Annotated in this window: 26 protein-coding genes; 23 read left to right on the plus strand and 3 right to left on the minus strand. The window is 53.9% G+C overall.

Features of this window, described 5'->3' with window-relative positions; genetic code table 11:
- Nucleotides 1-114: 114 nt before the first annotated feature.
- A complete protein-coding gene (gene deoC / locus CWI35_RS15930) occupies nucleotides 115-786 on the plus strand; it encodes a deoxyribose-phosphate aldolase (protein ID WP_047758083.1) in 672 nt (223 codons plus the stop codon).
- Here deoC and CWI35_RS15935 read toward each other — a convergent pair.
- Nucleotides 783-1,718 (minus strand): Na/Pi symporter, encoded by a 936-nt coding sequence (locus CWI35_RS15935; protein WP_023634651.1) that lies wholly within the window; start codon nucleotides 1,716-1,718, stop codon nucleotides 783-785. The genes deoC and CWI35_RS15935 overlap by 4 nt on opposite strands.
- Before the next feature lie 184 nt (nucleotides 1,719-1,902).
- Between CWI35_RS15935 and rpsU the strand changes: the two genes are divergently transcribed.
- The 20 genes from rpsU (at nucleotide 1,903) to CWI35_RS16035 (ending at nucleotide 18,604) form a co-directional block, all read left to right on the plus strand.
- The gene (gene rpsU / locus CWI35_RS15940; protein ID WP_008879912.1) at nucleotides 1,903-2,076 is read left to right on the plus strand and encodes a 30S ribosomal protein S21; all 174 of its coding nucleotides are present in this window, start codon (nucleotides 1,903-1,905) and stop codon (nucleotides 2,074-2,076) included.
- A gap of 29 nt (nucleotides 2,077-2,105) precedes the next feature.
- Complete coding sequence (locus CWI35_RS15945) at nucleotides 2,106-2,552, plus strand: GatB/YqeY domain-containing protein (protein WP_011231976.1); 447 nt, start codon at nucleotides 2,106-2,108, stop codon at nucleotides 2,550-2,552.
- A gap of 101 nt (nucleotides 2,553-2,653) precedes the next feature.
- Nucleotides 2,654-2,938, plus strand: coding sequence for a sporulation protein YqfC (gene yqfC, locus CWI35_RS15950; RefSeq protein ID WP_013144709.1), 285 nt, complete (start codon nucleotides 2,654-2,656; stop codon nucleotides 2,936-2,938).
- Nucleotides 2,939-2,953: 15 nt separating this feature from the next.
- Complete coding sequence (gene yqfD / locus CWI35_RS15955; protein WP_011231974.1) at nucleotides 2,954-4,141, plus strand: sporulation protein YqfD; 1,188 nt, start codon at nucleotides 2,954-2,956, stop codon at nucleotides 4,139-4,141.
- Between the two features lie 2 nt (nucleotides 4,142-4,143).
- Nucleotides 4,144-5,106 (plus strand): PhoH family protein, encoded by a 963-nt coding sequence (locus CWI35_RS15960; RefSeq protein ID WP_011231973.1) that lies wholly within the window; start codon nucleotides 4,144-4,146, stop codon nucleotides 5,104-5,106.
- A 49-nt stretch (nucleotides 5,107-5,155) separates the two neighbouring features.
- Nucleotides 5,156-7,258 carry an HD family phosphohydrolase gene (locus CWI35_RS15965; RefSeq protein ID WP_011231972.1) on the plus strand — a complete coding sequence of 701 codons (2,103 nt, stop codon included), beginning with the start codon at nucleotides 5,156-5,158 and terminating at the stop codon, nucleotides 7,256-7,258.
- Entirely contained in the window at nucleotides 7,255-7,725 is a 471-nt protein-coding gene (gene ybeY, locus CWI35_RS15970; RefSeq protein WP_011231971.1) for an rRNA maturation RNase YbeY, read from the plus strand. Before CWI35_RS15965 ends, ybeY begins: the two co-directional genes overlap by 4 nt.
- Nucleotides 7,725-8,078, plus strand: a complete 354-nt coding sequence (locus CWI35_RS15975) for a diacylglycerol kinase family protein (protein ID WP_011231970.1) — start codon at nucleotides 7,725-7,727, stop codon at nucleotides 8,076-8,078. The genes ybeY and CWI35_RS15975 overlap by 1 nt, the downstream gene beginning before the upstream one ends.
- 123 nt (nucleotides 8,079-8,201) lie before the next feature.
- Nucleotides 8,202-8,600, plus strand: coding sequence for a cytidine deaminase (locus tag CWI35_RS15980; RefSeq protein WP_021322326.1), 399 nt, complete (start codon nucleotides 8,202-8,204; stop codon nucleotides 8,598-8,600).
- The gene (gene era / locus CWI35_RS15985) at nucleotides 8,593-9,501 is read left to right on the plus strand and encodes a GTPase Era (RefSeq protein WP_011231968.1); all 909 of its coding nucleotides are present in this window, start codon (nucleotides 8,593-8,595) and stop codon (nucleotides 9,499-9,501) included. Before CWI35_RS15980 ends, era begins: the two co-directional genes overlap by 8 nt.
- Nucleotides 9,502-9,602: 101 nt before the next feature.
- Nucleotides 9,603-9,746, plus strand: coding sequence for a YqzL family protein (locus CWI35_RS15990; RefSeq protein WP_011231967.1), 144 nt, complete (start codon nucleotides 9,603-9,605; stop codon nucleotides 9,744-9,746).
- A gap of 31 nt (nucleotides 9,747-9,777) precedes the next feature.
- Nucleotides 9,778-10,566, plus strand: coding sequence for a DNA repair protein RecO (recO, locus tag CWI35_RS15995; protein ID WP_011231966.1), 789 nt, complete (start codon nucleotides 9,778-9,780; stop codon nucleotides 10,564-10,566).
- A gap of 102 nt (nucleotides 10,567-10,668) precedes the next feature.
- On the plus strand, nucleotides 10,669-11,262 hold the full coding sequence (locus CWI35_RS16000) for a transcriptional regulator CcpN (RefSeq protein WP_011231965.1): 594 nt from the start codon (nucleotides 10,669-10,671) through the stop codon (nucleotides 11,260-11,262).
- Nucleotides 11,263-11,284: 22 nt separating this feature from the next.
- The gene (locus tag CWI35_RS16005) at nucleotides 11,285-12,085 is read left to right on the plus strand and encodes a pyruvate, water dikinase regulatory protein (RefSeq protein WP_014196367.1); all 801 of its coding nucleotides are present in this window, start codon (nucleotides 11,285-11,287) and stop codon (nucleotides 12,083-12,085) included.
- Between the two features lie 533 nt (nucleotides 12,086-12,618).
- Nucleotides 12,619-14,415, plus strand: a complete 1,797-nt coding sequence (gene dnaG / locus CWI35_RS16010) for a DNA primase (protein ID WP_119877919.1) — start codon at nucleotides 12,619-12,621, stop codon at nucleotides 14,413-14,415.
- A 34-nt stretch (nucleotides 14,416-14,449) separates the two neighbouring features.
- Nucleotides 14,450-15,577 carry an RNA polymerase sigma factor RpoD gene (rpoD, locus tag CWI35_RS16015; RefSeq protein ID WP_011231962.1) on the plus strand — a complete coding sequence of 376 codons (1,128 nt, stop codon included), beginning with the start codon at nucleotides 14,450-14,452 and terminating at the stop codon, nucleotides 15,575-15,577.
- Nucleotides 15,578-15,650: 73 nt separating this feature from the next.
- On the plus strand, nucleotides 15,651-16,166 hold the full coding sequence (locus CWI35_RS16020; protein WP_042381086.1) for a hypothetical protein: 516 nt from the start codon (nucleotides 15,651-15,653) through the stop codon (nucleotides 16,164-16,166).
- A gap of 108 nt (nucleotides 16,167-16,274) precedes the next feature.
- Entirely contained in the window at nucleotides 16,275-16,637 is a 363-nt protein-coding gene (gene cccA, locus CWI35_RS16025) for a cytochrome c550 (RefSeq protein ID WP_011231960.1), read from the plus strand.
- 144 nt (nucleotides 16,638-16,781) lie between these two features.
- Nucleotides 16,782-17,486, plus strand: coding sequence for a tRNA (adenine(22)-N(1))-methyltransferase (locus tag CWI35_RS16030; protein WP_011231959.1), 705 nt, complete (start codon nucleotides 16,782-16,784; stop codon nucleotides 17,484-17,486).
- Complete coding sequence (locus CWI35_RS16035) at nucleotides 17,483-18,604, plus strand: Nif3-like dinuclear metal center hexameric protein (protein ID WP_119877920.1); 1,122 nt, start codon at nucleotides 17,483-17,485, stop codon at nucleotides 18,602-18,604. Before CWI35_RS16030 ends, CWI35_RS16035 begins: the two co-directional genes overlap by 4 nt.
- An 81-nt stretch (nucleotides 18,605-18,685) precedes the next feature.
- Here the strand turns inward: CWI35_RS16035 and CWI35_RS16040 are convergent, their stop codons facing one another.
- Nucleotides 18,686-19,636, minus strand: a complete 951-nt coding sequence (locus tag CWI35_RS16040) for a 4-hydroxy-3-methylbut-2-enyl diphosphate reductase (protein WP_011231957.1) — start codon at nucleotides 19,634-19,636, stop codon at nucleotides 18,686-18,688.
- Nucleotides 19,637-19,757: 121 nt separating this feature from the next.
- On the minus strand, nucleotides 19,758-20,288 hold the full coding sequence (gene vrrA / locus CWI35_RS16045; RefSeq protein ID WP_011231956.1) for a VrrA/YqfQ family protein: 531 nt from the start codon (nucleotides 20,286-20,288) through the stop codon (nucleotides 19,758-19,760).
- A gap of 397 nt (nucleotides 20,289-20,685) precedes the next feature.
- Between vrrA and CWI35_RS16050 the strand changes: the two genes are divergently transcribed.
- Together CWI35_RS16050 and CWI35_RS16055 are read left to right on the plus strand one after the other, a co-directional pair.
- Complete coding sequence (locus tag CWI35_RS16050; protein ID WP_119877921.1) at nucleotides 20,686-21,996, plus strand: DEAD/DEAH box helicase; 1,311 nt, start codon at nucleotides 20,686-20,688, stop codon at nucleotides 21,994-21,996.
- 41 nt (nucleotides 21,997-22,037) lie between these two features.
- On the plus strand, nucleotides 22,038-22,937 hold the full coding sequence (locus CWI35_RS16055; RefSeq protein WP_014196359.1) for a deoxyribonuclease IV: 900 nt from the start codon (nucleotides 22,038-22,040) through the stop codon (nucleotides 22,935-22,937).
- Nucleotides 22,938-22,947: the final 10 nt, after the last annotated feature.

Raw genomic sequence — 22,947 nt, forward strand, 5'->3', positions numbered from 1 at the left:
TCTGTCTTTTTCCGGAGACAATACGGATGGCTAGTTTTTGTCGAGGGAGCATGGTATGATGGTAGACGTCAGACTTTCCATCTTGACGGAAATGGCAGAAAGGGGTTTCTCCGAATGACGATGAATATCGCGAAAATGATCGATCATACGCTGCTCAAACCGGAAGCGACAGAACAACAAATCGTGCAACTGTGCACGGAAGCAAAGCAATACGGCTTTGCTGCCGTGTGCGTCAACCCAACGTGGGTGAAAACGGCGGCGCGCGAGCTTTCCGGCACGGATGTCCGCGTCTGCACGGTCATCGGCTTTCCACTTGGGGCAACGACGCCGGAAACAAAGGCGTTTGAAACAACGAACGCCATCGAAAACGGCGCTCGCGAAGTCGACATGGTGATCAACATCGGTGCGTTAAAAAGCGGGCAAGACGAGCTTGTCGAGCGCGACATTCGTGCGGTTGTCGAAGCGGCGGCTGGCAGGGCGCTTGTCAAAGTGATCGTTGAAACGGCGCTTTTGACCGATGAGGAAAAAGTGCGCGCCTGCCAGCTCGCAGTGAAAGCCGGCGCTGATTATGTGAAAACGTCGACCGGGTTTTCCGGCGGAGGTGCGACGGTGGAGGATGTGGCGCTGATGCGGAAAACGGTCGGCGACAGAGCAGGCGTCAAAGCATCAGGCGGCGTCCGTGACTGGAAAACCGCTGAGGCGATGATCAACGCCGGCGCGACGCGCATCGGCACAAGCTCTGGGGTGGCGATCGTCACCGGCGGGACGGGCCGCGCTGACTACTAAGCCCGGTTTCGGTCATGCAAAAACAGAATGACCTTTTCGATGGCGCCGACAAATGGAAGAGCAGCCACTGAGCAAATGACGTTGAACAAGACGCTCACATGAGCGAGCTGCACATCAGGCGCTGGGCTGAGCCTGGCGGCAAAACTGGCGAGCGGCTCGGTCCAAAAGGCGAACAAAGCGGCGCCGACGACGTTCAGCCATAGATGGGTGTAGGCGGTCAGCTGGGCCTCTTTGCTGGAGCCGATCGAAGCCAAAAGCCCGGTGATGCACGTACCGATGTTGGCGCCAAGCAACAGAGCAATCGCCGCGGACAGCGTCAACAGCTGTTCGTTTAAAAATCCCATGGCGATGCCGATCGTTGCCGCGCTCGAATGAACGAGAGCGGTGAGGACGATGCCGACAAGAAGGCCGACAGCGACGGATCGGTTCGTTTCTTTAAGCCATGCATCAACGAACGGATAGGCGGCAAGCGGTTTAGCGAGGCTGCCAAAGCCGTCCATGGCAAACAGCACAGCGGCGAGGCCGACAGTGGTCATGCCGATGCCGAGAACAAGGCGATGGCGGCCGAAAAAAACAAGCAGCGCGCCGCTGACAAGAAGTGGGATGGCGCCATCGCCGATATCAAGCGTCATCAGCTCGGTCGTGACCGTCGAGCCGATGTTGCTGCCTAAAATGATGCCGATCGATTGGCGGAACGACAAGTAGCCGGCGGCGACAAGGCCGACCGTCATCACCATCACCGCTGAGCTGCTTTGCAGGAGAGCGGTCGTCGCCAAACCGGCGGCAAATCCTTGCAGCGGCGTGGCGGTAAAGCGCATGAGCCACCGTTTTAACCGATGGCCGGACAACGTGTAAAGCCCAGCTTTCATCATAAACATGCCAAGAAGAAACAAAGCGGTGTAAATGGCAAACAGCATCAGAAACGACCCCATGGGCGACTCCCCTTTCACCCTATATGTATGGGCCTTGTCCGCGGGTGATGACCGTTTTTTCAGCGCGGGGAAGAGGCGGCCAGCAGGCCGCCGCTGCTTTTTTTTATTGACCTTTTCTGTCAGCATGTATTATAATTGACAAGTACAATATGCAATGGTTGTTGTTCGGAGGGAGGGAAGCAGGATGTCCAAAACGATCGTTCGCAAAAATGAGTCGATCGACGACGCTCTTCGTCGCTTCAAGCGTGCCGTTTCGAAAACGGGCACTTTGCAAGAAGTGAGAAAGCGCGAATTTTATGAAAAGCCAAGCGTCAGACGGAAGAAAAAATCTGAGGCGGCTAGAAAGCGCAAGCACTAAGAGCATGCATTAAAGAGGGTGTATAATCGGTGAGTCTTCTCGATCGTTTGAATGACGATATGAAGCAGGCGATGAAAAACAAGGAGAAAGAAAAACTGTCTGTTCTCCGGATGCTGAAAGCGGCGCTGCAAAACGAAGCGATCAAGCTCGGCAAAAGCCCGCTCTCGGAAGACGAAGAGCTGACGGTTCTTTCTCGCGAACTGAAACAGCGTAAAGACTCCCTCCAAGAATTTGAAAACGCTGGCCGTTCAGATCTTGTCGAAAAAGTGAAAACCGAAATTGAAATTGTTCAATCGTATATGCCAACGCCGCTGACAGAGGACGAGCTGCGCGAATTGATCGAGCAGACGATCAAGGAAGTCGGCGCCTCTTCGAAAGCGGATATGGGAAAAGTGATGGGCGCGATCATGCCGAAAGTGAAAGGAAGAGCGGATGGTTCGCTCGTCAACAAACTTGTCCAACAACAGCTGTCATAAATGCAATGGGCCTTGCCGGCAGGCAGGCCCGTTGTTTTTGAAAAGCGGTGCTAGAACCCCCTTTTGTCTCATACATATGAGATGAAAGGGGGTTCTTTTTGATGGTGAAAAAATGGCGCCAGCAGATGAAGCGGTGGATGGCGGAAAAGCTTGAACTTCCCGCCGACATTATGATGGATCTGCCCCGCATTACGATGGTTGGGCACATACATATTTACATTGAAAACCACCGCGGGCTGCTCGCGTTCAGCGATAAAGAGCTCCGCCTTTTGCTGCGGAACGGACAGCTCGTTGTCCGCGGCGAACAGTTTGTGATTAAAACGATTTTGCCGGAAGAAATTTTGTTGGAAGGAAAAATCAGCCAAGTCGTTTATATAGATGAATAGCGAGGAGGAACGGAGATGAAAAACGAATGGGTCGACACACTCGCCGGCAGCGTGCGGGTCAAAGCGAGAGGGAAAGGGATCGAACGGTTGATCAACGCCTGCGTCCGCCAAGGGATTGCCGTCTGGAACGTGAAAAAGCATAGCGCGGATACCGCGACGTTTTTCATTAAGCTCAGCGACGTGAAACGGCTACGCCATGTCGCCCGGCAAAGCGAATGCAAACTTTCGTTTGTCGGGAGAACCGGGCTGCCGTTTTTTTGGCGGCAGGCCTGGCGGAACAGCGGGTTTTGGCTCGGCTTGCTCCTTTTTATAGCGATTGTGTTTTTGCTTTCGAACATCGTTTGGAAGATCGAAATCAAAGGGGCGGCTCCAGAGACGGAGCATCAAATCGCCCGCGAGTTAAAGCGAATGGGAGTCGAGCGCGGCGTATTTCAGTTTCTGCTTGATGACCCGGAGACGCTGCAAAAAAAGCTGACGGAACGCGTTCCGGACATCACGTGGGTCGGCGTTGAGTGGAAAGGGACGTCGCTTCACTTCCGCGTCGTTGAAAAAGAGATTCCGGAGCCGAAAAAACCGATTCCGCCGCGTCATCTCGTGGCAAAAAAAGAGGCGGTCATCGCTGATTTGTTCGTTGAAGAGGGACAACCGCTCGTTTCCGTCAACGACTATGTGCAAAAAGGCCAGCTGCTTGTTTCTGGCATTATCGGCGCTGAAGGGAGGACGAAGTTTGTGCCGGCGTCAGGGAAAGTGTTTGGCGAAACATGGTACAAGTCTACGGTCGTCCTGCCGCTTGAGACGACGTTTCATGTGTTGACCGGCAAGTTCACCGAACGGCATTATGTCGGAATCGGGCGCCTTTTGATTCCTGTTTGGGGATGGAAGAAGCCGGTGTTTGCCCATACCATCGTTGAGACAGAAAAACGGCCGTTTCGTTTTTGGAAATGGGACTTGCCGCTCTATTACGAGCGCATCACGATCCGCGAGGCGGAAGAAGTGAAGCGGCGCTACACGTGGGAAGAAGCGTTCGCGGAAGCGAAAGAGATCGCCCGCCGCGAGCTGCGGGCGAAATTGCCGGAGGAGGCGGCCATTCGCAGCGAAAAAGTTTTGCATCAGGCGAAAGAGAATGGTAAAGTAAGGGTAGAATTGCATTACGAAGTCATCGAAAATATTGCTGTACCACAACCCATCGTCCAAGGAGATTGAGAATGTCAGAGCAGTTCGTTACGATCAGCCAACATGTGCGAAACCCGCAGGAAGCGGCGGCGCTCTTTGGCGTCCATGACATCCATTTAAAGCGGATCGAGGAAGAGCTCGGCGTGTCGATTGTGACGCGCGGGGAAACGGTCAACGTCTCCGGCACGCCGCAGCAAGTTCAGCTCGTTGATGAATTGCTTCGCCATTTATTGATCGTCATTCGCAAAGGGGCGGCGGTCAGCGAGCGCGACGTTCTTTACGCCATTCAGCTTGCAAAAAAAGGAGCGCTTGACGGCCTTGTTCAACTGTACGACGAGGAGATTACAAAAAACGCCAAAGGGAAGCCGATCCGCGTCAAAACGTTGGGCCAGCGCTATTATGTTGCAGCAATTGAACAGTATGACTTGACGTTCGGCATCGGCCCAGCCGGCACCGGAAAAACGTATTTGGCGGTCGTCATGGCGGTCAAGGCGTTAAAAAACGGCAGCGTCAAGCGCATCATTTTGACTCGTCCGGCCGTTGAGGCTGGAGAAAGCCTCGGCTTTTTGCCAGGCGACTTAAAAGAGAAGGTTGACCCGTATTTGCGCCCGCTGTATGATGCCTTAAACGATGTGTTGGGAGCGGAGTATACGCAGCGGTTGATTGAGCGCGGCACGATTGAAATCGCCCCACTCGCCTATATGCGCGGCCGGACGCTGGAGGATGCGTTCGTCATTCTTGACGAGGCGCAAAATACGACGCCAGCGCAAATGAAAATGTTTTTGACCCGGCTCGGCTTCGGCTCGAAGATGGTCATTACCGGCGATATTTCCCAAGTCGACTTGCCGAAGGGCGTCGAATCGGGGCTTTCGGTCGCCAAGCGCATTTTGGCCTCCATTGGCGGCATCGCCTTTGTGTTTTTGGAACAGTCGGATGTCGTTCGCCATCCGCTCGTCGCGAAAATTATTGACGCCTATGATGAGGCGGGCTTATAGAACGAGAGCGACGGGATCGGTCTTTTCTTGCAAAGCGAGGGGAAAACCGGTGGGAAGGTTTCGTTTTTTTCTTGAGCGGACAAAAACAGTCCGCTTTGTCCGCTTTTGGCTGTTTTTGCTTTTGGCTGTTCTGTTGTTTGCCGTTTTGTATTGGCAAGTGAAGCCGCGCCAGTATGAGCTGCGCCTGTTTGACGTCGCGAAGGAAACGATCCGTTCGCCGGTGACGGTCGAGGACAAAGAGGCGACCGCCAAGCTGAAAGAAGAGGCGGCGGCGAAAGTAGCGGATGTCTATACGTTAAAAAAAGAATATGCCGAAAACCGGGTCGACCTTCTTTCCTCGCTGTTTGCCGCGATTGAAAGCGTGCAGCGCGAGGCGGAGCCGGACCGCCCGCTCGGCGATATGATCGCCAAACTTGAGGAACGGCTGCCGCCGGAATGGCTTGCCTATCTGTCTGCCGCTGAATGGCAACGGCTGCTTGCCGCCTCGCCGGAGGAGCTCAAGACGGCGAAGGAAGCCGCCTTGACTGCGGTGCATGCCGTCATGAGCGAGCGCATTTCCCAAGCGGAACTTGACACGGCGCGGGCGGAAGCGGCCAAAGAGCTTGAATACGCTGCGCTGTCGCCGCCGCTTCGCGAGGCGGTCGCGAAGCTTTGCCGACAGGCGGTCATTCCGAACGTCGTCTACGATCGGGCGGCGACGGAAGAAAAACGGCGGCAGGCGATGGATGAAGTGAAGCCGGTGAAAATTTTGCAAGGGCAAGTGATCGTCGAGGAAGGACAGTTTATCACGAATGATGTTTACCGCCGGCTCGAGCTGGTCGGCTTGCTTGAGAGCGGGCGTCCGTCTTGGACCGCCGCTGGGCTTTTGGTGTTCGTTTTGTTGCTGCTTGCTCCGCTCATTTATTATTTTCGGACGGAAACGACGAATGAAAAGCTGTCGCTTTATACAGCCATTTTTGCGTTGATGATGACGACAATGGCGCTCATTCGCCTTCTGCCATCTAGCGGCGCTGTTTCCATCGGTTACCTTGTGCCGGCGGCGTTCGGGCCGATGCTCGTCCGCATTTTGCTCGGAGAGCGGCTCGCGATGATGACGACCATCATCGGAGCAGTGTGCGGCAGTTTGCTGTTCAATGAGGAAATTGGAACGGCCGGCGCGGTGTCGGTGTCGTTGATTGTTTACTTTCTTGCCGGCGGCTTGGCCGGGACGTTTTGTCTGCCAAAGGAGCTGGCGAAAGCGAACATTTGGCGGGCCGGCGTGTTTGTCGCCGCGGTCAATATCGTTTCGCTTTTTTCGCTGTTGCTGTTAAAAAACGGCCGCTATTCGCCGACGGAAATCGGCTTGTTGGTGCTGATGGCGGCGGCCTCAGGGGTTTTTTCTGCCATTTTGACGATCGGTCTCTTGCCGGTGTTGGAGGCGGCGTTTGGCATTTTGTCGCCGCTTCGGCTCATTGAACTGTCCAATCCGAACCATCCGCTCTTGCGCAAGTTGCTCACTGAAGCGCCGGGGACGTACCATCATAGCATTATGGTCGCCAATTTGGCCGAAGCGGCGTGCGAGGCGATCGGCGCCGACGGCTTGCTGGCGCGCGTCGCCTGCTACTACCATGACATCGGCAAGACGAAGCGGCCGCGCTATTTCATCGAAAATCAAATAGGCGGCAATCCGCATGACCATTTGTCGCCGCAGTTGAGCAAAAATATTATTATTGCCCATGTCGCCGACGGCGTCGCTTTGCTGCGCAAGCACCGGCTGCCGAAGGAGATCATCGACATCGCCGAACAGCACCACGGCACGACGCTGCTGAAGTATTTTTATCATAAGGCGCGCGAGCAAACCGAGTTTGTCTCGGAAGCGGAGTTTCGTTATCCCGGGCCGAAGCCGCAGACGAAAGAAGCGGCGGTCATCAACATCGCCGACAGCGTCGAAGCGGCTGTTCGCTCGCTATCCAACCCGTCGCAGGAAAAAATCGAGAAGATCGTCCGGTCGATCATCGCTGATCGCTTGCAGGACAACCAGCTGAACGAGTGCGACATTACGCTGAAGGAGTTGGAACTCGTCGCCCGTTCGCTTTGCGAGACTTTAAACGGCGTCTTCCATTCGCGCATCGAATACCCAGAAGTACGAAAGGAAAAGGTGAAGCATGCATGACCATTCACATTGATTTTCTAGATGAAACGAACGAGGTGACCGCTGAGCAAATCGAGACGATCGAGCGGCTGCTCGCCGAGGCGGCGGCCCTTGAAAACGTGCCGGACGGGGCGGAGGTGAGCGTCACATTTGTGGACAACGAACGCATCCGCGCGATGAATCGCGACTATCGCGGCAAAGATGCGCCGACCGATGTGCTTTCGTTTGCTCTTGAGGAGGAAGGGGAAGAAGAGGTTCACATCGTCGGCGCTGATATGCCGCCGGTGCTCGGCGATATCGTCATTTCGATTCCGAAGGCAAAAGAGCAGGCGGCAGCCTATGGACATTCGTTCATGCGCGAGCTCGGGTTTTTGGCTGTGCACGGTTTCTTGCACCTGCTTGGTTACGATCATGGGACAGAAGAGGAAGAGCGCGTCATGTTCGCCAAGCAGGAAGACATCTTGGCGAGGTTCGGGTTGACAAGATAATGCGCGGCAAACGAGAGCGAGACCGGTTTGCTTGGGCGTGGGCGGGAATGAAGGCGGCGGTGAAAGAGGAAGCTCATTTGCGCTTCCACTTGGCGGCCGCTGTTGTCGTCTTTGCCGCCGGGTGGGTCGTTGGGCTGTCGCGCTGGGAGTGGATCGTGCTGCTCATGGCGGTCGGCACGGTCATTGCGCTTGAGCTTGTCAACACGGCTATTGAGCGCGCCGTCGATTTGGCGACGGGTGAGTTTCATCCGTTGGCGAAAGCGGCGAAAGACATCGCTGCCGCGGCGGTGCTCGCGGCGGCCGGATTTGCGGTTGTGATCGGCATTTTGCTGTTTTGGCCGCATCTTCGCTAAACGAATGAGAGAGAAAATTCGAATTTTTCTGTTACATTTTGATTTCAAATGATGAAATGGATGGCGTTTTTTTGTAAAATAAAAGAAAGCAGCGTTTGCTTGCAGGAAAGGAAGAGTCAACTCGTGGAGATTGAGCAGCTCATTGTCGAAGCGAAAAAAGCGCGCGAACTCGCCTACGTGCCGTACTCGAAGTTTCCAGTCGGCGCCGCGCTGTTGACGAAAGGCGGCAGTGTGTACCGCGGCTGCAACATTGAAAACGCCGCCTACAGCGTGTGCAATTGTGCGGAGCGGACCGCGTTGTTTAAGGCATATTCGGAAGGGGAGAAGGAGTTCACTGCTCTTGCGGTCATCGCCGACACTCCCCGCCCGGTGCCGCCGTGCGGCGCATGCCGCCAAGTGATCGCCGAACTTTGCCACGGCGATATGAAAGTCATTTTAGCCAACCTCAAAGGCGATGTGAAAGTCATGACAGTCAGCGAATTGCTGCCAGAAGCTTTTTCAGCGGAGGATTTGCATGCGTAAAGAAGGATACAAATCAGGATTTGTTGCCATTATCGGAAGACCAAACGTAGGAAAGTCGACGTTTTTAAACCGCGTCATCGGGCAAAAAATCGCGATTATGAGCGATAAACCGCAAACGACGCGCAATAAGATTCAAGGCGTGTACACGGACGATGACGCGCAAATCATCTTTATCGACACGCCTGGGGTGCACAAACCGAAGCATAAGCTCGGCGACTTTATGATGAAAGTGGCGCTCAATGCGCTTCGCGAAGTGGATTTGATTTTGTTTATGGTCAATGCCGAGGAAGGATTTGGGCGCGGTGAGGCGTTCATCATCGAACGGCTGAAAGAAGTGGACACCCCGGTGTTTTTAGTCATCAATAAGATCGACCGCGTCCATCCGGATGAATTGCTGCCGCTCATTGACCGATACAAAGATTTGTACCCGTTTGCTGAAATCGTGCCGATTTCGGCGCTTGAAGGGAACAATGTCGACCGCCTGCTTGAGCAAATTAAAGAGCGGCTGCCGGAAGGGCCGCAATATTATCCGCCGGACCAGATTACTGACCATCCGGAGCAGTTTATCATCGCCGAGCTCATTCGCGAGAAAGCGCTTCACTTAACGCGCGAGGAAGTTCCGCACTCGATTGCTGTCGTCGTCGAACGCATCGAGCGGCGAGAAGGGTCGCCAACGGTGTATATTAGCGCGGTGATCGTTGTGGAGCGCGATTCGCAAAAAGGAATCATCATCGGCAAGCAAGGCCGGATGCTGAAGGAAATCGGACAGCGGGCGCGCGCTGACATCGAAGCGCTGCTTGGGTCAAGAGTGTTTTTGGAACTGTGGGTCAAAGTGCAAAAAGACTGGCGCAACCGCCTTTCGCAGCTGCGTGATTTCGGGTTCCGTGAAGACGAGTATTGACGGTTAGAAAATTTTACGCGACATAAACCGTTTTTGCCTGAGCCAACCTATAGGTAAACCACCAATACGCAATGCCTGCAGGCGGAAAGAGGTGTCATTCCATGCTTGAGTTTACGTGGAAGTTGTTTAGCCAAACAGGCAATATCGACACGTACCTCCTATTTAAAGAGTTGGAACGAGAGCAACAGTTTGGCGGTGAAGAGCAAAACGCTGAACAGAAAGAAATCGACCAGCCGATCTCGTAGCATCGTTGTTGGTAGAAGCGGTGGTGATGGGATGTTCGAAACGTGTGAAGCGATCGTCATGCGGACGGTCGATTATGGCGAAACAAATAAAATTGTCACATTGTTTACCCGAGAATGGGGAAAGGTGGCTGCGATGGCAAGGGGAGCGAAAAAGCCAAGCAGCCGCCTTTCTGCTGTTACGCAGCCGCTCTCATATGGCCATTATGTCATCCGCCGCAGCCGCGGCGTCGGCGTTCTTCACCAGGGAGAGCTCATCGACTCGATGCGGGCGCTGCGCGAAGATTTGTTTGCCGCCGCCTATGCGGTGTATATTGTAGAGCTCACCGACAAAAGCACGGAAGAGCAAAAGCGCAATCCGTACTTGTTTGAGCTTCTTTTGCAGACACTACAATATATGAGCGAAGGCCGCGATTTAGAGATTTTGACGTTCATTTACGAAATGAAAATGCTTGCAGTGCTTGGCATTCCGCCGGTGCTGGACCGTTGTGCCCGCTGCGGGGCGACGGAGGGGCGCTTCTCGTTTTCCGTCAAGGAGGCGGGCTTCCTTTGCCATCGCTGCGAGGCGTCCGATCCCCATCGGTTCCCGCTCTCTTCGGCTTCCGTCCGGCTGTTGCGCCTCTTTTTTCATATCGATCTTGCTCGGCTTGGATCCATATCGGTGAAAGAAAGCACAAAGATGGAGCTGGGCGCCGTATTGTCCGCCTATTATGATGAATATGCCGGCCTGTCGCTGAAGACGAAGCGTTTTTTGCAGCAAATCGGTGAACTGAAAGACAAGCTCAGCCCCGACGGAGGGCAAGGAGCATCATTTTCATTGTGAATGGGGCGTGTAGTATAATATAAATGAGAGTGATAGCGTGTGGGACCTTTTTTGGCAAGGTGGTGAACGACGATCGAACTAAATAAACGCCAAGAGCAGATTTTGCAAATTGTGAAAGACTACGGGCCGATCACCGGAGAAAGCATCGCTGAGAAACTGAACTTAACGAGGGCGACGCTACGGCCGGATTTGGCCATCTTGACGATGGCTGGCTACTTGGAAGCGCGGCCGCGCGTCGGCTATTTCTATACGGGAAAAACCGGCAAGCAGCTGTTCGCCGATAAAATGAAAAAGATGAAAGTCGAGGATTACCAATCGATTCCGGTTGTCGTCAATGAGAATGTGAGCGTCTATGATGCGATCGTCACAATGTTTCTAGAGGACGTCGGCACGCTGTTTGTCGTCGATGACGAGTCGTTGCTTGCGGGCGTTTTGTCGCGCAAAGATTTGTTGCGCGCAAGCCTCGGCAAGCAGGAACTGACGGCGATCCCGGTCAATATTATTATGACGCGGATGCCGAACATCGCCGTTTGCTACAAGGACGACCCGCTCATTGACGTGGCTGAACAGCTGATTGAAAAACAGATCGATGCCATGCCGGTCGTGCGCAAAACGGAGAAAGGATATGAAGTGATCGGCCGTATTACGAAAACGAATATAACGAAAGCATTCGTGTCGCTAGCCAAAGAGGACTAAATCCAAACAAAGGAGGAGAAGAATGAACCAGCGCCTTGTTTACGTCGTATCCGATTCCGGCGGGGAAACGGCCGAGCTTGTCGTCAAAGCGGCGGCCAGCCAGTTTCACGCCTCGCCGATTCAAGTGAAACGCGTCCCGTATGTGGAAGATAAAACGACATTGGCTGAAGTCGTCGCTTTAGCGAAAATGAACCGCGCCATTATCGCGTTTACGCTCGTCGTTCCGGAGATGCGGGAATTCTTGCTCGCCGAAGCGGCGCGCGAAGGGGTCGTCGCATACGATATCATCGGTCCGCTCATTGAAAAGATGAGCAATTTGTTCCAGCTGACGCCAAGATATGAGCCGGGTCAAGTGCGCGTACTTGACGAAGATTACTTCAAAAAGATTGAAGCGATCGAATTTGCCGTCAAATACGATGACGGGCGCGACCCGCGCGGCATTTTGCGCGCCGATATCGTGCTCATCGGCGTATCGCGCACATCGAAAACACCGCTGTCGCAATATTTGGCGCATAAGCGGCTGAAAGTGGCGAATGTGCCGATCGTTCCAGAGGTCGAGCCGCCGGAGCAGCTGTTTCGAGTCGGTCCGGGGAAATGCTTCGGCTTGAAAATCAGTCCGGATAAACTGCTTTCGATCCGCCGCGAGCGGCTGAAATCGCTCGGCCTGAACGACCAGGCGATTTACGCCAATATGGATCGAATCAAAGAGGAGCTCGCTTATTTTGATGAAGTCGTGAAAAAAATCGGCTGCGACGTCATCGATGTGACGAACAAGGCGGTCGAAGAGACGGCGAGCATCATTATGAAAAAGTTGAAGCGCTAGCTTCGCCTCATCCGCACGATTTCTTGATTTGGAGTCGTGCGTTTTCTTATGGCATATTGCCGCCACTTATATTATAATAAAAAATTGCGAGAAAAATGACCTATATAGGTTTAGAGCGGCCATGAGACGAGTAAACTATTTATAGCCGCTTGTCAAGAAGAACGAAAAAAAGATTTTCGACAAAGTTGTCAATCATTCGGCAAAAAAGCAGGATTTTTTTGCGATGGTGTAGAATAATAGGGGGTGTAAAGCAACCCTTGCTTTGAGAGCGCGGTCATCTGTTGCATAAGATCGTCAAGAAAAAAGTGAAATTTTCTTTTTCTTGCTGAAATATAATATACCGAAGCGCATCTTCGAGATGCACCGCTCTGATGAATCTTTGTCCAGACGGCGGGCTGAGGGGCGGGAAGCGGATGATCAAGCCAGCCGACTTTACGGGCAAGGGGGCGAAACGAACGTTTTGAAAAAATTTGTCGAAATGGAAAGGAAAATCGGCTTGCTGCCGAGAATAAATACGATACGGGGTTGTTCGTATGGGACATCGCATTCCCGAGGAAACGATTGAAGCCATCCGCCGCGGCGTTGACATCGTTGACGTCATTGGCGAATACGTCCAGTTGAAAAAGCAAGGCCGCAACTATTTTGGCTTATGCCCGTTTCACGGAGAAAAGACGCCATCGTTTTCCGTTTCCCCAGAAAAGCAAATTTTCCACTGCTTCGGCTGCGGGGCAGGGGGGAATGCCTTTACGTTTTTAATGGATATCGAAGGCATTCCGTTTGTGGAAGCGGCGAAACGTCTTGCGGCCAAAGCAGGGATCGACTTGTCCGCCTATGAGCTGGACGGCCGCGGGAGTGATGGCAGCCGAGCCGACGAGGCGAAGGCGATGGTCGAAGCACACACGTTGTTGAAACGATTTTACCATCATTTGCTTGTCCATACAAAAGAAGGACAAGCCGCGCTCGATTATTTGCAGGTGCGCGGGTGGACAAAAGAAACGATCGACCGATTTGAAATCGGCTATGCGCCGGATGTTCCTGATGCCGCCGTCAGGTTGCTGGAGAGCCGTTCGTTTCCGTTGGTGTTGATGGAAAAGGCGGGCTTGTTGGTGAAAAAAGAAGACGGGCGATACGTCGACCGCTTCCGGAATCGGATTATGTTTCCGATCCATGATCATCGCGGCGAGACGGTTGGTTTTTCCGGCCGTCTGCTCGGCGACGGGCAACCAAAGTACATGAACAGCCCAGAAACGCCGATTTTCCGCAAAGGCACGCTTTTGTATTTTTTTCACGAGGCGCGCGTGTCAATCCGCAAGCGTCAAGAGGCGCTGCTCGTTGAAGGGTTTGCCGATGTCATCTCTGCCGTGCAGGCCGGCGTTGACTATGTGGTGGCAACGATGGGAACGTCGCTGACCGAGGAGCAGGCACGCATTTTGCGCCGCCATGCGGAAACGGTCACGATTTGCTATGACGGCGACAGCGCCGGAACGGAAGCCGCCTGGCGCGCCGCCGAACAATTGAGCGCGTTCGGGTGCCGCGTGAAGGTAGCGTTGCTCCCGGACGGGCTGGATCCAGATGAATATATACGCACTTGCGGCGCCGACCGTTTTGCCGAAGAGATCGCCGCCGCCCGGCCGCTCATGGCGTTTAAAATGGATCGTTTGCGGCGGGGAAAAAATTTGCAGGAAGAAGGCGACCGGCTCCGTTATATCGAGGAAGCGCTCCGAGAAATCAGCAAGCTGTCGAGCCCGGTGGAAAAAGATTATTATATGCGCCAGCTTGCGGATGAGTTTTCGTTGTCGCTCTCCGCGCTTTACGAACAGTTGTCCCGCTCCAAGCCGGAACAGCCAAAGCCGCAGGTGAATGACGGCGGAAAACCGGTCCGGCCGGCATTGACGAAAAAATTGCTTCCGGCCTTTCAAAATGCCGAGCGGTTGCTGCTTGCCCATATGATGCGGAGCCGCGATGTGGCGTTCATCGTTCAGGAGAAGGTCGGCGGCCGATTTAATATCGAAGAGCATCGGGCGTTGGCTGCTTACATTTACGCCTTTTACGAAGAGGGGCATGAAGCCGACCCCAGCGCGCTCATGTCTCGGCTTCCCGGCGAGTTGCGGACGCTGGCGAGCGAGCTGTCGCTTTTGTTGGTCGCAGACGACGTTTCCGATCGGGAGCTTGCCGATTGCATCCGGCATGTGTTGAATCACCCGAAATGGTTAATGCTAAAGGAAAAAGAGCAAGAAAAGACGGAAGCGGAGCGAAGAAAAGACTTTTTGACGGCCGCCCGCATCGCGAAAGAGATGATTGAGATGAAAAAAATGTTATCTTCTTCATAACATGGTGGTATGAGTTTTTAAAGGAGGTAATGAAATGGCTGAAAAACCAGCCCAATCAAAGCAGGCTGAAGCTGCCGGCGAATCGCTTGAACAAGTGAAAGAGCAACTCGCTGAGCTCGGCAAAAAGCGGGGGATCCTCACCTATGAGGAAATCGCTGAGCGGTTGTCTGGCTTTGATTTGGACTCCGACCAGATGGATGAGTATTATGAATACCTCGCTGAGCAGGGCATTGAAGTGATCAGCGAATCCGACCTTGAGGCCGATCCGGACATCGACGACTTGGCCAAAGAGGAAGAATTCGACTTAAATGACTTGTCCGTTCCTCCCGGCGTCAAAATCAATGACCCGGTGCGCATGTACTTGAAGGAGATCGGCCGCGTGCCGCTGTTGTCGGCGGAAGAAGAAATCGAGCTGGCGAAACGGATCGAGCAAGGCGATGAAGAAGCGAAACGCCGGCTGACGGAAGCGAACCTCCGCCTCGTCGTCAGCATCGCCAAACGGTATGTCGGCCGCGGCATGCTCTTTCTTGATTTGATTCAAGAAGGGAACATGGGGCTGATCAAGGCGGTCGAAAAGTTTGACTATCGGAAAGGCTACAAGTTCAGCACGTACGCGACGTGGTGGATCCGCCAAGCCATCACAAGGGCGATCGCCGATCAGGCGCGGACGATCCGCATCCCGGTTCATATGGTCGAAACGATCAATAAACTGATCCGCGTCCAACGGCAATTGCTCCAAGACCTCGGGCGCGAACCAACGCCGGAAGAAATCGCCGAGGAAATGGATTTGACACCGGAAAAAGTGCGGGAAATTTTGAAAATCGCTCAAGAACCGGTGTCGCTCGAGACGCCGATCGGCGAGGAAGATGACTCGCATCTTGGCGATTTCATCGAAGACCAAGACGCGACATCGCCATCCGAGCACGCTGCTTACGAGCTGTTGAAAGAGCAGCTCGAAGATGTGCTTGATACGCTGACGGATCGCGAGGAAAATGTGTTGCGTCTCCGCTTCGGGCTTGACGACGGACGGACGCGGACGCTCGAAGAAGTCGGCAAAGTGTTCGGCGTGACGCGCGAACGCATCCGTCAAATTGAAGCCAAAGCGTTGCGCAAGCTGCGCCATCCAAGCCGCAGCAAACGGCTGAAAGACTTTTTAGAGTGACCGTTTTGTTCGATAGTTTACTTCTTCGGAAGTAAACTATTTTTTCTTTCTTTATGGGAAAGGTGGTCTATCTATGAATCGGCAACGACGGGAAACGATCATCCAAGAAATCGAATATTGGAAACGTTCGCGCCTTCTGCCGGAACATTATTGCGACTATTTGCTCGCGTTGTACACGGAAGGAGACGCCCGTTCGCACGGACGACGGTGGCGCAGCTCGCTCGCCGCTGGTCTCTGTTTATTGCTTCCAGCCGCTGCTCTTGTCATTTATTTTACTGAATTGTCATTCGTTTTGCAAACGCTCCTTTTCGCCCTATTTTTGGCTGCCTGCTTGTTCTTTTGTTGGCGGTGGCGGAACAAGCGAGAGCTCCTTCACTTTCCGCTCATCGGAAGCGCCTGGATTTTGCTTATGGCATCCATTCTTGAGGTTGATCGGTATTTTCCCAGGCAAACGGGTGCGCTAGTAGCTGTCGTGCTCGGAAACTGTGTTCTCTGGTTTGTTGTCGGCCGCCTGCTTCACCTTCGCTACTTTTCGCTCGCCGCTGTCAGCGGGGTGTTGCTTGTAACCGCCGCCATCTGGTGGCGCTGAGGCGTGTTGTTGCCTTTTCGGCAACTTAGGGCTTTTCCTTGTCCATTATTTACAGTAAAATAAAATTGTTTGCAGCGTTCTTCATTATACATAAGGGAGGTAAAAGAGATGAACCGCAATCCGCTCATCCCGTTTTTCATCATCATGGCATTCGGGATTGTGCTGACGTTCGTCTTGTCGTTTAAAGGGCTAGGCGATGCGAAGGAAATGGCCAAAGAGAAAAAAGGCGGCGAAAAAACGGAACAAACGGCCGAATTCAACCCAGAACAGTTTTACCAACAAACGTGTTCTGGCTGTCACGGCCAAAACTATGAAGGCGGCGTCGGTCCATCGTTGAAAGGGGTCGGGCAACGGCTGTCGATGGACCAAATTAAAGACGTCATCCAACACGGGCGCGGCAACATGCCGCCAGGGCTTGTGCCGGCGGATAAAGCCGATGCCATGGCGAAATGGCTCGCCGGTTTAAAATAATGGATGGTGAACATCCCTTTGCTTTTTGGCAAGGGGATGTTTTGTTTAGTACAATAGAGGCGCGCGGTGTTGGAGAGGAAAGGAGGGGAAGGCGAACCGCCTTCGCGCTGCAGGTGGCGGAAGGTTGGTTGCCATTGCGGTGCTATGAACGAATTTCGCCTGTCGAAACGGCTGGAAACGGTCGCCTCATTCATTCCAAAAGGGGCGGTGCTTGCTGACATCGGGTCGGATCATGCGTATTTGCCTTGCTATGCCTGCTTGCACGGCTGCGCATCAAAAGCCATTGCCGGCGAGGTGGCGGACGGACCGTTCCGCCTAGCGCAGCAGCAAGTCGAGAAGTCCGGGCTTTCTCATCTCATTTCCGTGCGCAAAGGGGATGGGCTTTCGATCCTTGCCCCGGGGGAGGCGGACTGCATCACGATCGCCGGCATGGGTGGGGCGCTTATCGCCCGCATTTTGGGCGACGGAAAGGAAAAGCTTGCCGGTGTCAAACGGCTCATTTTGCAACCGAACATCGGTGCGGAACTTGTTCGCCGTTGGCTTCTTGATCATGGGTGGGAGCTCGTGGCTGAGCGCATTTTGAAAGAAGATGGGCAAATTTATGAAGTACTCGTCGCCGAGCCTGGCGCCCCCCGACGGCCTTACCGACATCTTGAGGCGGAGCTGCTCCTTGGACCGTTTTTGCGCCGGGAAAACAGCGAGGTGTTCCGCGAAAAGTGGAAGCGCGAGATTGAAAATTGGAAACGGATCATCGCTGATTTGACGGCCAAAGGGCAAAGTGAAGCGGCTGAGCGGAAAAAGCGTGAACTGGAGAGAAAAGTTCAATTGGTGGAGGAGGCGTTGTTATGAGCCGCGTTCCGTACGGCTATGAAATCATTCAGCTTCTTGAGCAGCTTGCTCCGAAACAGTTGGCGATGGAAGGGGATCGGATCGGTCTGCAAATCGGGACGCTAAACAAGCCGGTCAAAAAAGTGATGATCGCTCTTGATGTGCTCGAAGATGTCGTTGTCGAGGCGATCGATCAGCAAGTGGATTTAATCATCGCCCACCACCCGCCGCTGTACCGCCCGCTGAAGCAATTGCTGACTGATGATGGGCACGGGCGGATGATCGCCGCGTGCATCAAGCATGACATTGCGGTGTACGCCGCCCATACGAATTTAGATGTGGCCGATGGCGGTCTGAACGATTGGCTTGCCGAGGCGCTCGGCTTAAACGATACGGCTGTGCTTGTGCCGACGTATATCGAACCGTTGAAAAAGCTCGTTGTTTATGTGCCGGTGACGCATGCTGAGGTGGTGCGGAAGGCCTTAGGCGATGCCGGCGCCGGGCATATCGGCCGCTACAGCCATTGCACGTTCAACAGCCGCGGCGTCGGCACGTTTTTGCCGCACGAAGGGGCGCGGCCGTTCATCGGCGAGCAAGGGCGGCTCGAGGAAGTTGAGGAAGTGCGCATCGAAACGATCGTGCCGGCCTCTCTTGAACGGGAAGCGATTCAGGCGATGCTGGCTGTTCATCCGTATGAGGAAGTGGCCTATGATATCTATCCGCTTGACAATGAAGGCCGCCGCTTCGGGCTCGGGCGCATTGGCCGGCTGCCGCAGCCGGTGACGCTTGGCGCTTTTGCCGAGCAGGTGAAAACGGCGTTTTCCGTTCCGGCGGTGCGCGTCGTTGGCCGGCTGGATGATCTCGTGCAAACGGTCGCGGTGATTGGCGGGGATGGGAATAAGTTTGTCGCTGCCGCCGCATCGGCCGGGGCGGACGTATACGTGACAGGGGATGTGTATTACCACACCGCCCATGACGCCCAAGCGCTCGGCCTTCACATCATTGATCCGGGACATAATGTAGAAAAAATCATGAAAGAAGGCGTAGCCCGATACTTAATCACTGAGCTCTCGAAACGTCAATGGGAGGCAGAAGTGGTTGCTTCCAGCGTCCATACTGATCCGTTTCAGTTCGTATGAACGGCCAACGAAAAAGGCTGTCCTGGATGAGCGGTTCAACCGTTTGTCCAAGACAGCCTCTCTTTATGGATGAAACAACCGTCACTCTTCTTTCTTTGTTTTCACTTTCGGCAAGATTTTTTGCAGCGGCACTTTCCGTTCCCTCTTCCATGTCGATGGGTCGTTCGGGTCAAACTGCTCCAAAAAGTCGATCACTTCTTTCGTAATCGGCGTCGGGGTGGAAGCGCCGGCGGTGACAGCGACTTTTTTCGCATCTTTAATCCAGTTGATGTCGATTTCCGTCACATCAGCGACGCGATACGCCTTCGTGCCGGCGATCTCTTCCGATACTTGGGCGAGGCGGTTCGAGTTGTTGCTGCGCGGGTCGCCGACGACGATCGTCACATCGGCTTCCTTCGCCTGCTCAGCGACCGCCTCTTGTCGAAGCTGGGTGGCCAGGCAAATTTCTTTATGCATTTCCACGTGCGGGTATTTTTCTTTCACTTTCGCCATGATGTCGGCGACGTCCCATTGGCTCATCGTCGTTTGGTTCGTCACCATGATGCGCTCATTGTGAATGGACAGCCGTTCGACATCATCAATGGTTTCCACAAGATGGATTCTTTCCGGATTGATGCCGACCGCTCCTTCCGGTTCCGGATGTCCTTTTTTGCCGATATAGATGATATCGTAGCCATCGGCGAGCTTTTGTTCGATGAGCCGATGCGTTTTTGTCACATCGGGGCATGTCGCATCAATCGTGACAAGTCCCTTTTCGAGCGCTCGTTTTTTTACTTCCGGTGAGACGCCGTGGGCGGTGAAAATGACGGTGCCCTGGTCGATTTTTTCCAAAATTTCCAAACGATTTTCTCCATCGAGCGTGATGATGCCTTCTTCGGCAAACGCGTCCGTGACGTGCTTATTATGGACGATCATGCCGAGAATGTAAATCGGACGCGGCAAAGATGGGTCCAACGCCGCGTTGCGGGCGATGACCATTGCATCGACCACCCCGTAGCAATACCCGCGCGGGGTAATTTTAATCACTTCCATCATATTCCCTCCCTGCCGCCGGTTGTGCGGCGGTTGTTCACCTTCCATTATATCGGAGCACCGGGGAGAAGACAAAGAATAACCGCCCTAAACAGCGGGTGCGCTAGGGCGGGGAAAGAAACTAGATATACAGTTTCGGCTTGGAAGGCTTCGGGGCGGCCGGTGCTTCTTTTTCTTGCGGCTCTTCGCGCTTTGCCTGCGGAACGGAGCGTTTTTTTGGCGCCTTGGCGGCCGGCTTTTGTTTCGTTTCGTTGGCCGGTGCGCTTTCCGACGTTGTTTCGCCTTCCCCTTCATCGGCCGGTTTCAACTCGCGGAAAATGCGGATCATCGCCGGAAGATTGCGGATGAGCGGTCCATACTGTTGCACCATCGGCATGACATTTTGTGCGATGCCAAGCATTTTTTGCACGTTGTTTAACATGCCAACCAAGCCGCCGCCCGTGTTGGATGCGGCGGTGTTAGCGGCGTTGGACAGCAACGGCAGCCCCCACGGAGACGATGCAGCAGCCGGCGGCTGCCCGCGCGAAAACAAGCGGGCCAAGAAGCCGCCGGGGCCGCTGGGGCCAAAAGGCGGCGCCGGCATGCGGGCGAACGGGGATGGCGGCCTTCCGGCAAACGGAGAAGGCATCATCGGGGGCCGACTGTATCTCATAGCAGCTTCCTCCTTTCGGTCGTGCGGATGAACGAATGTCCTCCTTTCTACAATATGCGGGCAAGGCGGGAAAGGTTTGTTGCAGGATCGTCTTTAGTTGCGGCAGGGGGCAGCGATTCGCTATAATGATGAAGCGGACGAAGCGGTGCCCATATGCCATTTAAAATGTTCACGTTTACGCTTTTTTATGGAGCCAGCCAGTATTTGATCGACTGTCGGGTGATCGAACCATACCGCTTCCAGACCGATGCATGGATTTGTGAAACGGTTGGTTGTTCCGTCTTCCGTCGCGTCAAAGCTTGCCGCCGACAGTCGAAAAAATAGACGGCACGCTTTTGGGCCAACGAGATGGGAAACCTTCCAGTTGCATTTATTTCATAGAAGGGAGTGGTGCTTGATGACAGAAACGCAGTTCACTCGTTTTTCATTTCAGCCGTTTATCATCGAAGCGATCAAGACGCTTCGTTTTTATAAACCGACGGAAATTCAAGAGCGCATCATTCCGGGGGCGCTGCGCGGCGAAAGCATGGTCGGCCAATCGCAAACCGGAACGGGAAAAACACATGCGTACTTATTGCCGATCATTGAAAAAATCAAACCGGAACGCGCCGAAGTGCAAGCCGTCATCACGGCGCCGACGCGCGAGTTAGCGACGCAAATTTATCACGAAACGCTGAAAATTACGAAGTTTTGCCCGAAAGATCGGATGATCGTCGCCCGTTGCTTGATCGGCGGGACGGATAAGCAAAAAGCGCTCGAAAAGCTCAACGTGCAGCCGCATATTGTCATCGGCACGCCGGGGCGCATCAACGATTTCATTCGCGAGCAGGCGCTTGATGTGCATACGGCCCACATCCTTGTCGTCGATGAAGCCGACTTGATGCTCGATATGGGCTTTATCACGGATGTCGACCAAATCGCCGCCCGGATGCCGAAAGACTTGCAAATGCTCGTCTTTTCAGCGACGATTCCGGAAAAGCTGAAGCCGTTTTTGAAAAAATATATGGAAAACCCGACCTTTGTCCACGTCGACCCGAAACAGACGGCGAACCAAAACATCGAACATGTGCTCATCCCGCTGCGTGGACGCGAGAAAACAAAACTTCTCCGTGATGTGCTCCTCAGCTACAACCCGTATTTGGCCATCGTATTTGTCAACACAAGGAAAATGGCTGACGAGGTCGCCGACCGTCTCGCTGAGCAAGGGTTGAAAGTCGGCGTGCTGCACGGCGATTTGACGCCGCGCGAGCGGAGAAAGATGATGAATCTTATCCGCGATTTGGAGTTTCAATATGTCGTCGCGACCGATTTGGCGGCGCGCGGCATCGATATTGAAGGCGTCAGTCATGTCATCAACTACGAGTTGCCTGATGATCTGCAGTTTTATATTCACCGCGCCGGACGGACGGCGCGCGCTGGCTATAGCGGCATTGCGGCGACGATTTACGAGCCGTCTGACCAAGATGCGATTGCTCGGTTGGAAAAAATGGGAATTTCGTTTGTCCACCGTGATCTCGTGCGCGGCGAATGGAAGGAGCTGCCGCCGTGGAACCGGCGGAGCAAGCGGGCGGGCGAAAAGGATGACGAACTGGCGCTGCTTTTCGCCAAACTGAAAAAAACGAAGCAGGTGAAGCCGGGCTACAAAAAAAAGTTGCGCGCGGAGCTGGAGAAGAAGAAAAAGCGGCTTGGCCGCTTCAAAAAATCATAATAGCCGTCCGCCTTTAACGCAAAGAAAAGGGAGAGAAGAACATGTTAAAAATCGGTTCACATGTTTCCATGAGCGGAAAGAAAATGCTGCTGGCCGCCAGCGAGGAAGCGGCCTCCTACGGAGCGAACACGTTTATGATTTACACCGGGGCGCCGCAAAACACAAAGCGCAAGTCGATTGAAGAGCTCAACATCGAAGCCGGGCGCCAGCATATGCAAGCGCACGGCATCGAAGAGATTGTCGTCCACGCCCCGTATATCATCAATATCGGCAATACGACCAATCTCGATACGTTTTCGCTAGGCGTCGACTTTTTGCGCGCGGAAATCGAGCGGACGGAAGCCATTGGAGCCAAACAGCTTGTGCTCCATCCAGGCGCTCACGTCGGCGCAGGGGTGGAAGCCGGACTTCGCCAAATTATTCGTGGACTGAATGAAGTGTTGACGCGCGAACAGAACGTGCAAATCGCCCTAGAAACGATGGCCGGCAAAGGGTCGGAATGCGGGCGGACGTTTGAGGAGCTCGCGTACATTATCGACGGCGTCGCCTATAATGATAAGCTGTCCGTTTGCTTTGATACATGCCATACGCATGACGCCGGCTATGACATCGTCAACGATTTTGACGGCGTCCTTGAGGAGTTTGACCGGATCATCGGTCTCGGGCGGCTGAAAGTACTGCACATCAACGACAGCAAAAACCCGCGCGGCAGCCGGAAAGACCGCCATGAAAACATCGGTTTCGGCCATATCGGGTTTGCTGCGCTCAACTATATCGTCCATCACCCGCAGCTTGAGGATATTCCGAAAATTTTAGAAACCCCATACGTGGGCGAGGACAAACACAACAAAAAACCACCGTACAAGCACGAAATCGCCATGCTGCGGGCGCAGTCGTTCGATGACCAGTTGCTTGAAAAAATCAACGCTGGGGCGGAATGAGAAAAGGGCT

Source organism: [Bacillus] caldolyticus, from assembly GCF_003595605.1.
Classification (GTDB): Bacteria; Bacillota; Bacilli; order Bacillales; family Anoxybacillaceae; genus Geobacillus; species Geobacillus thermoleovorans.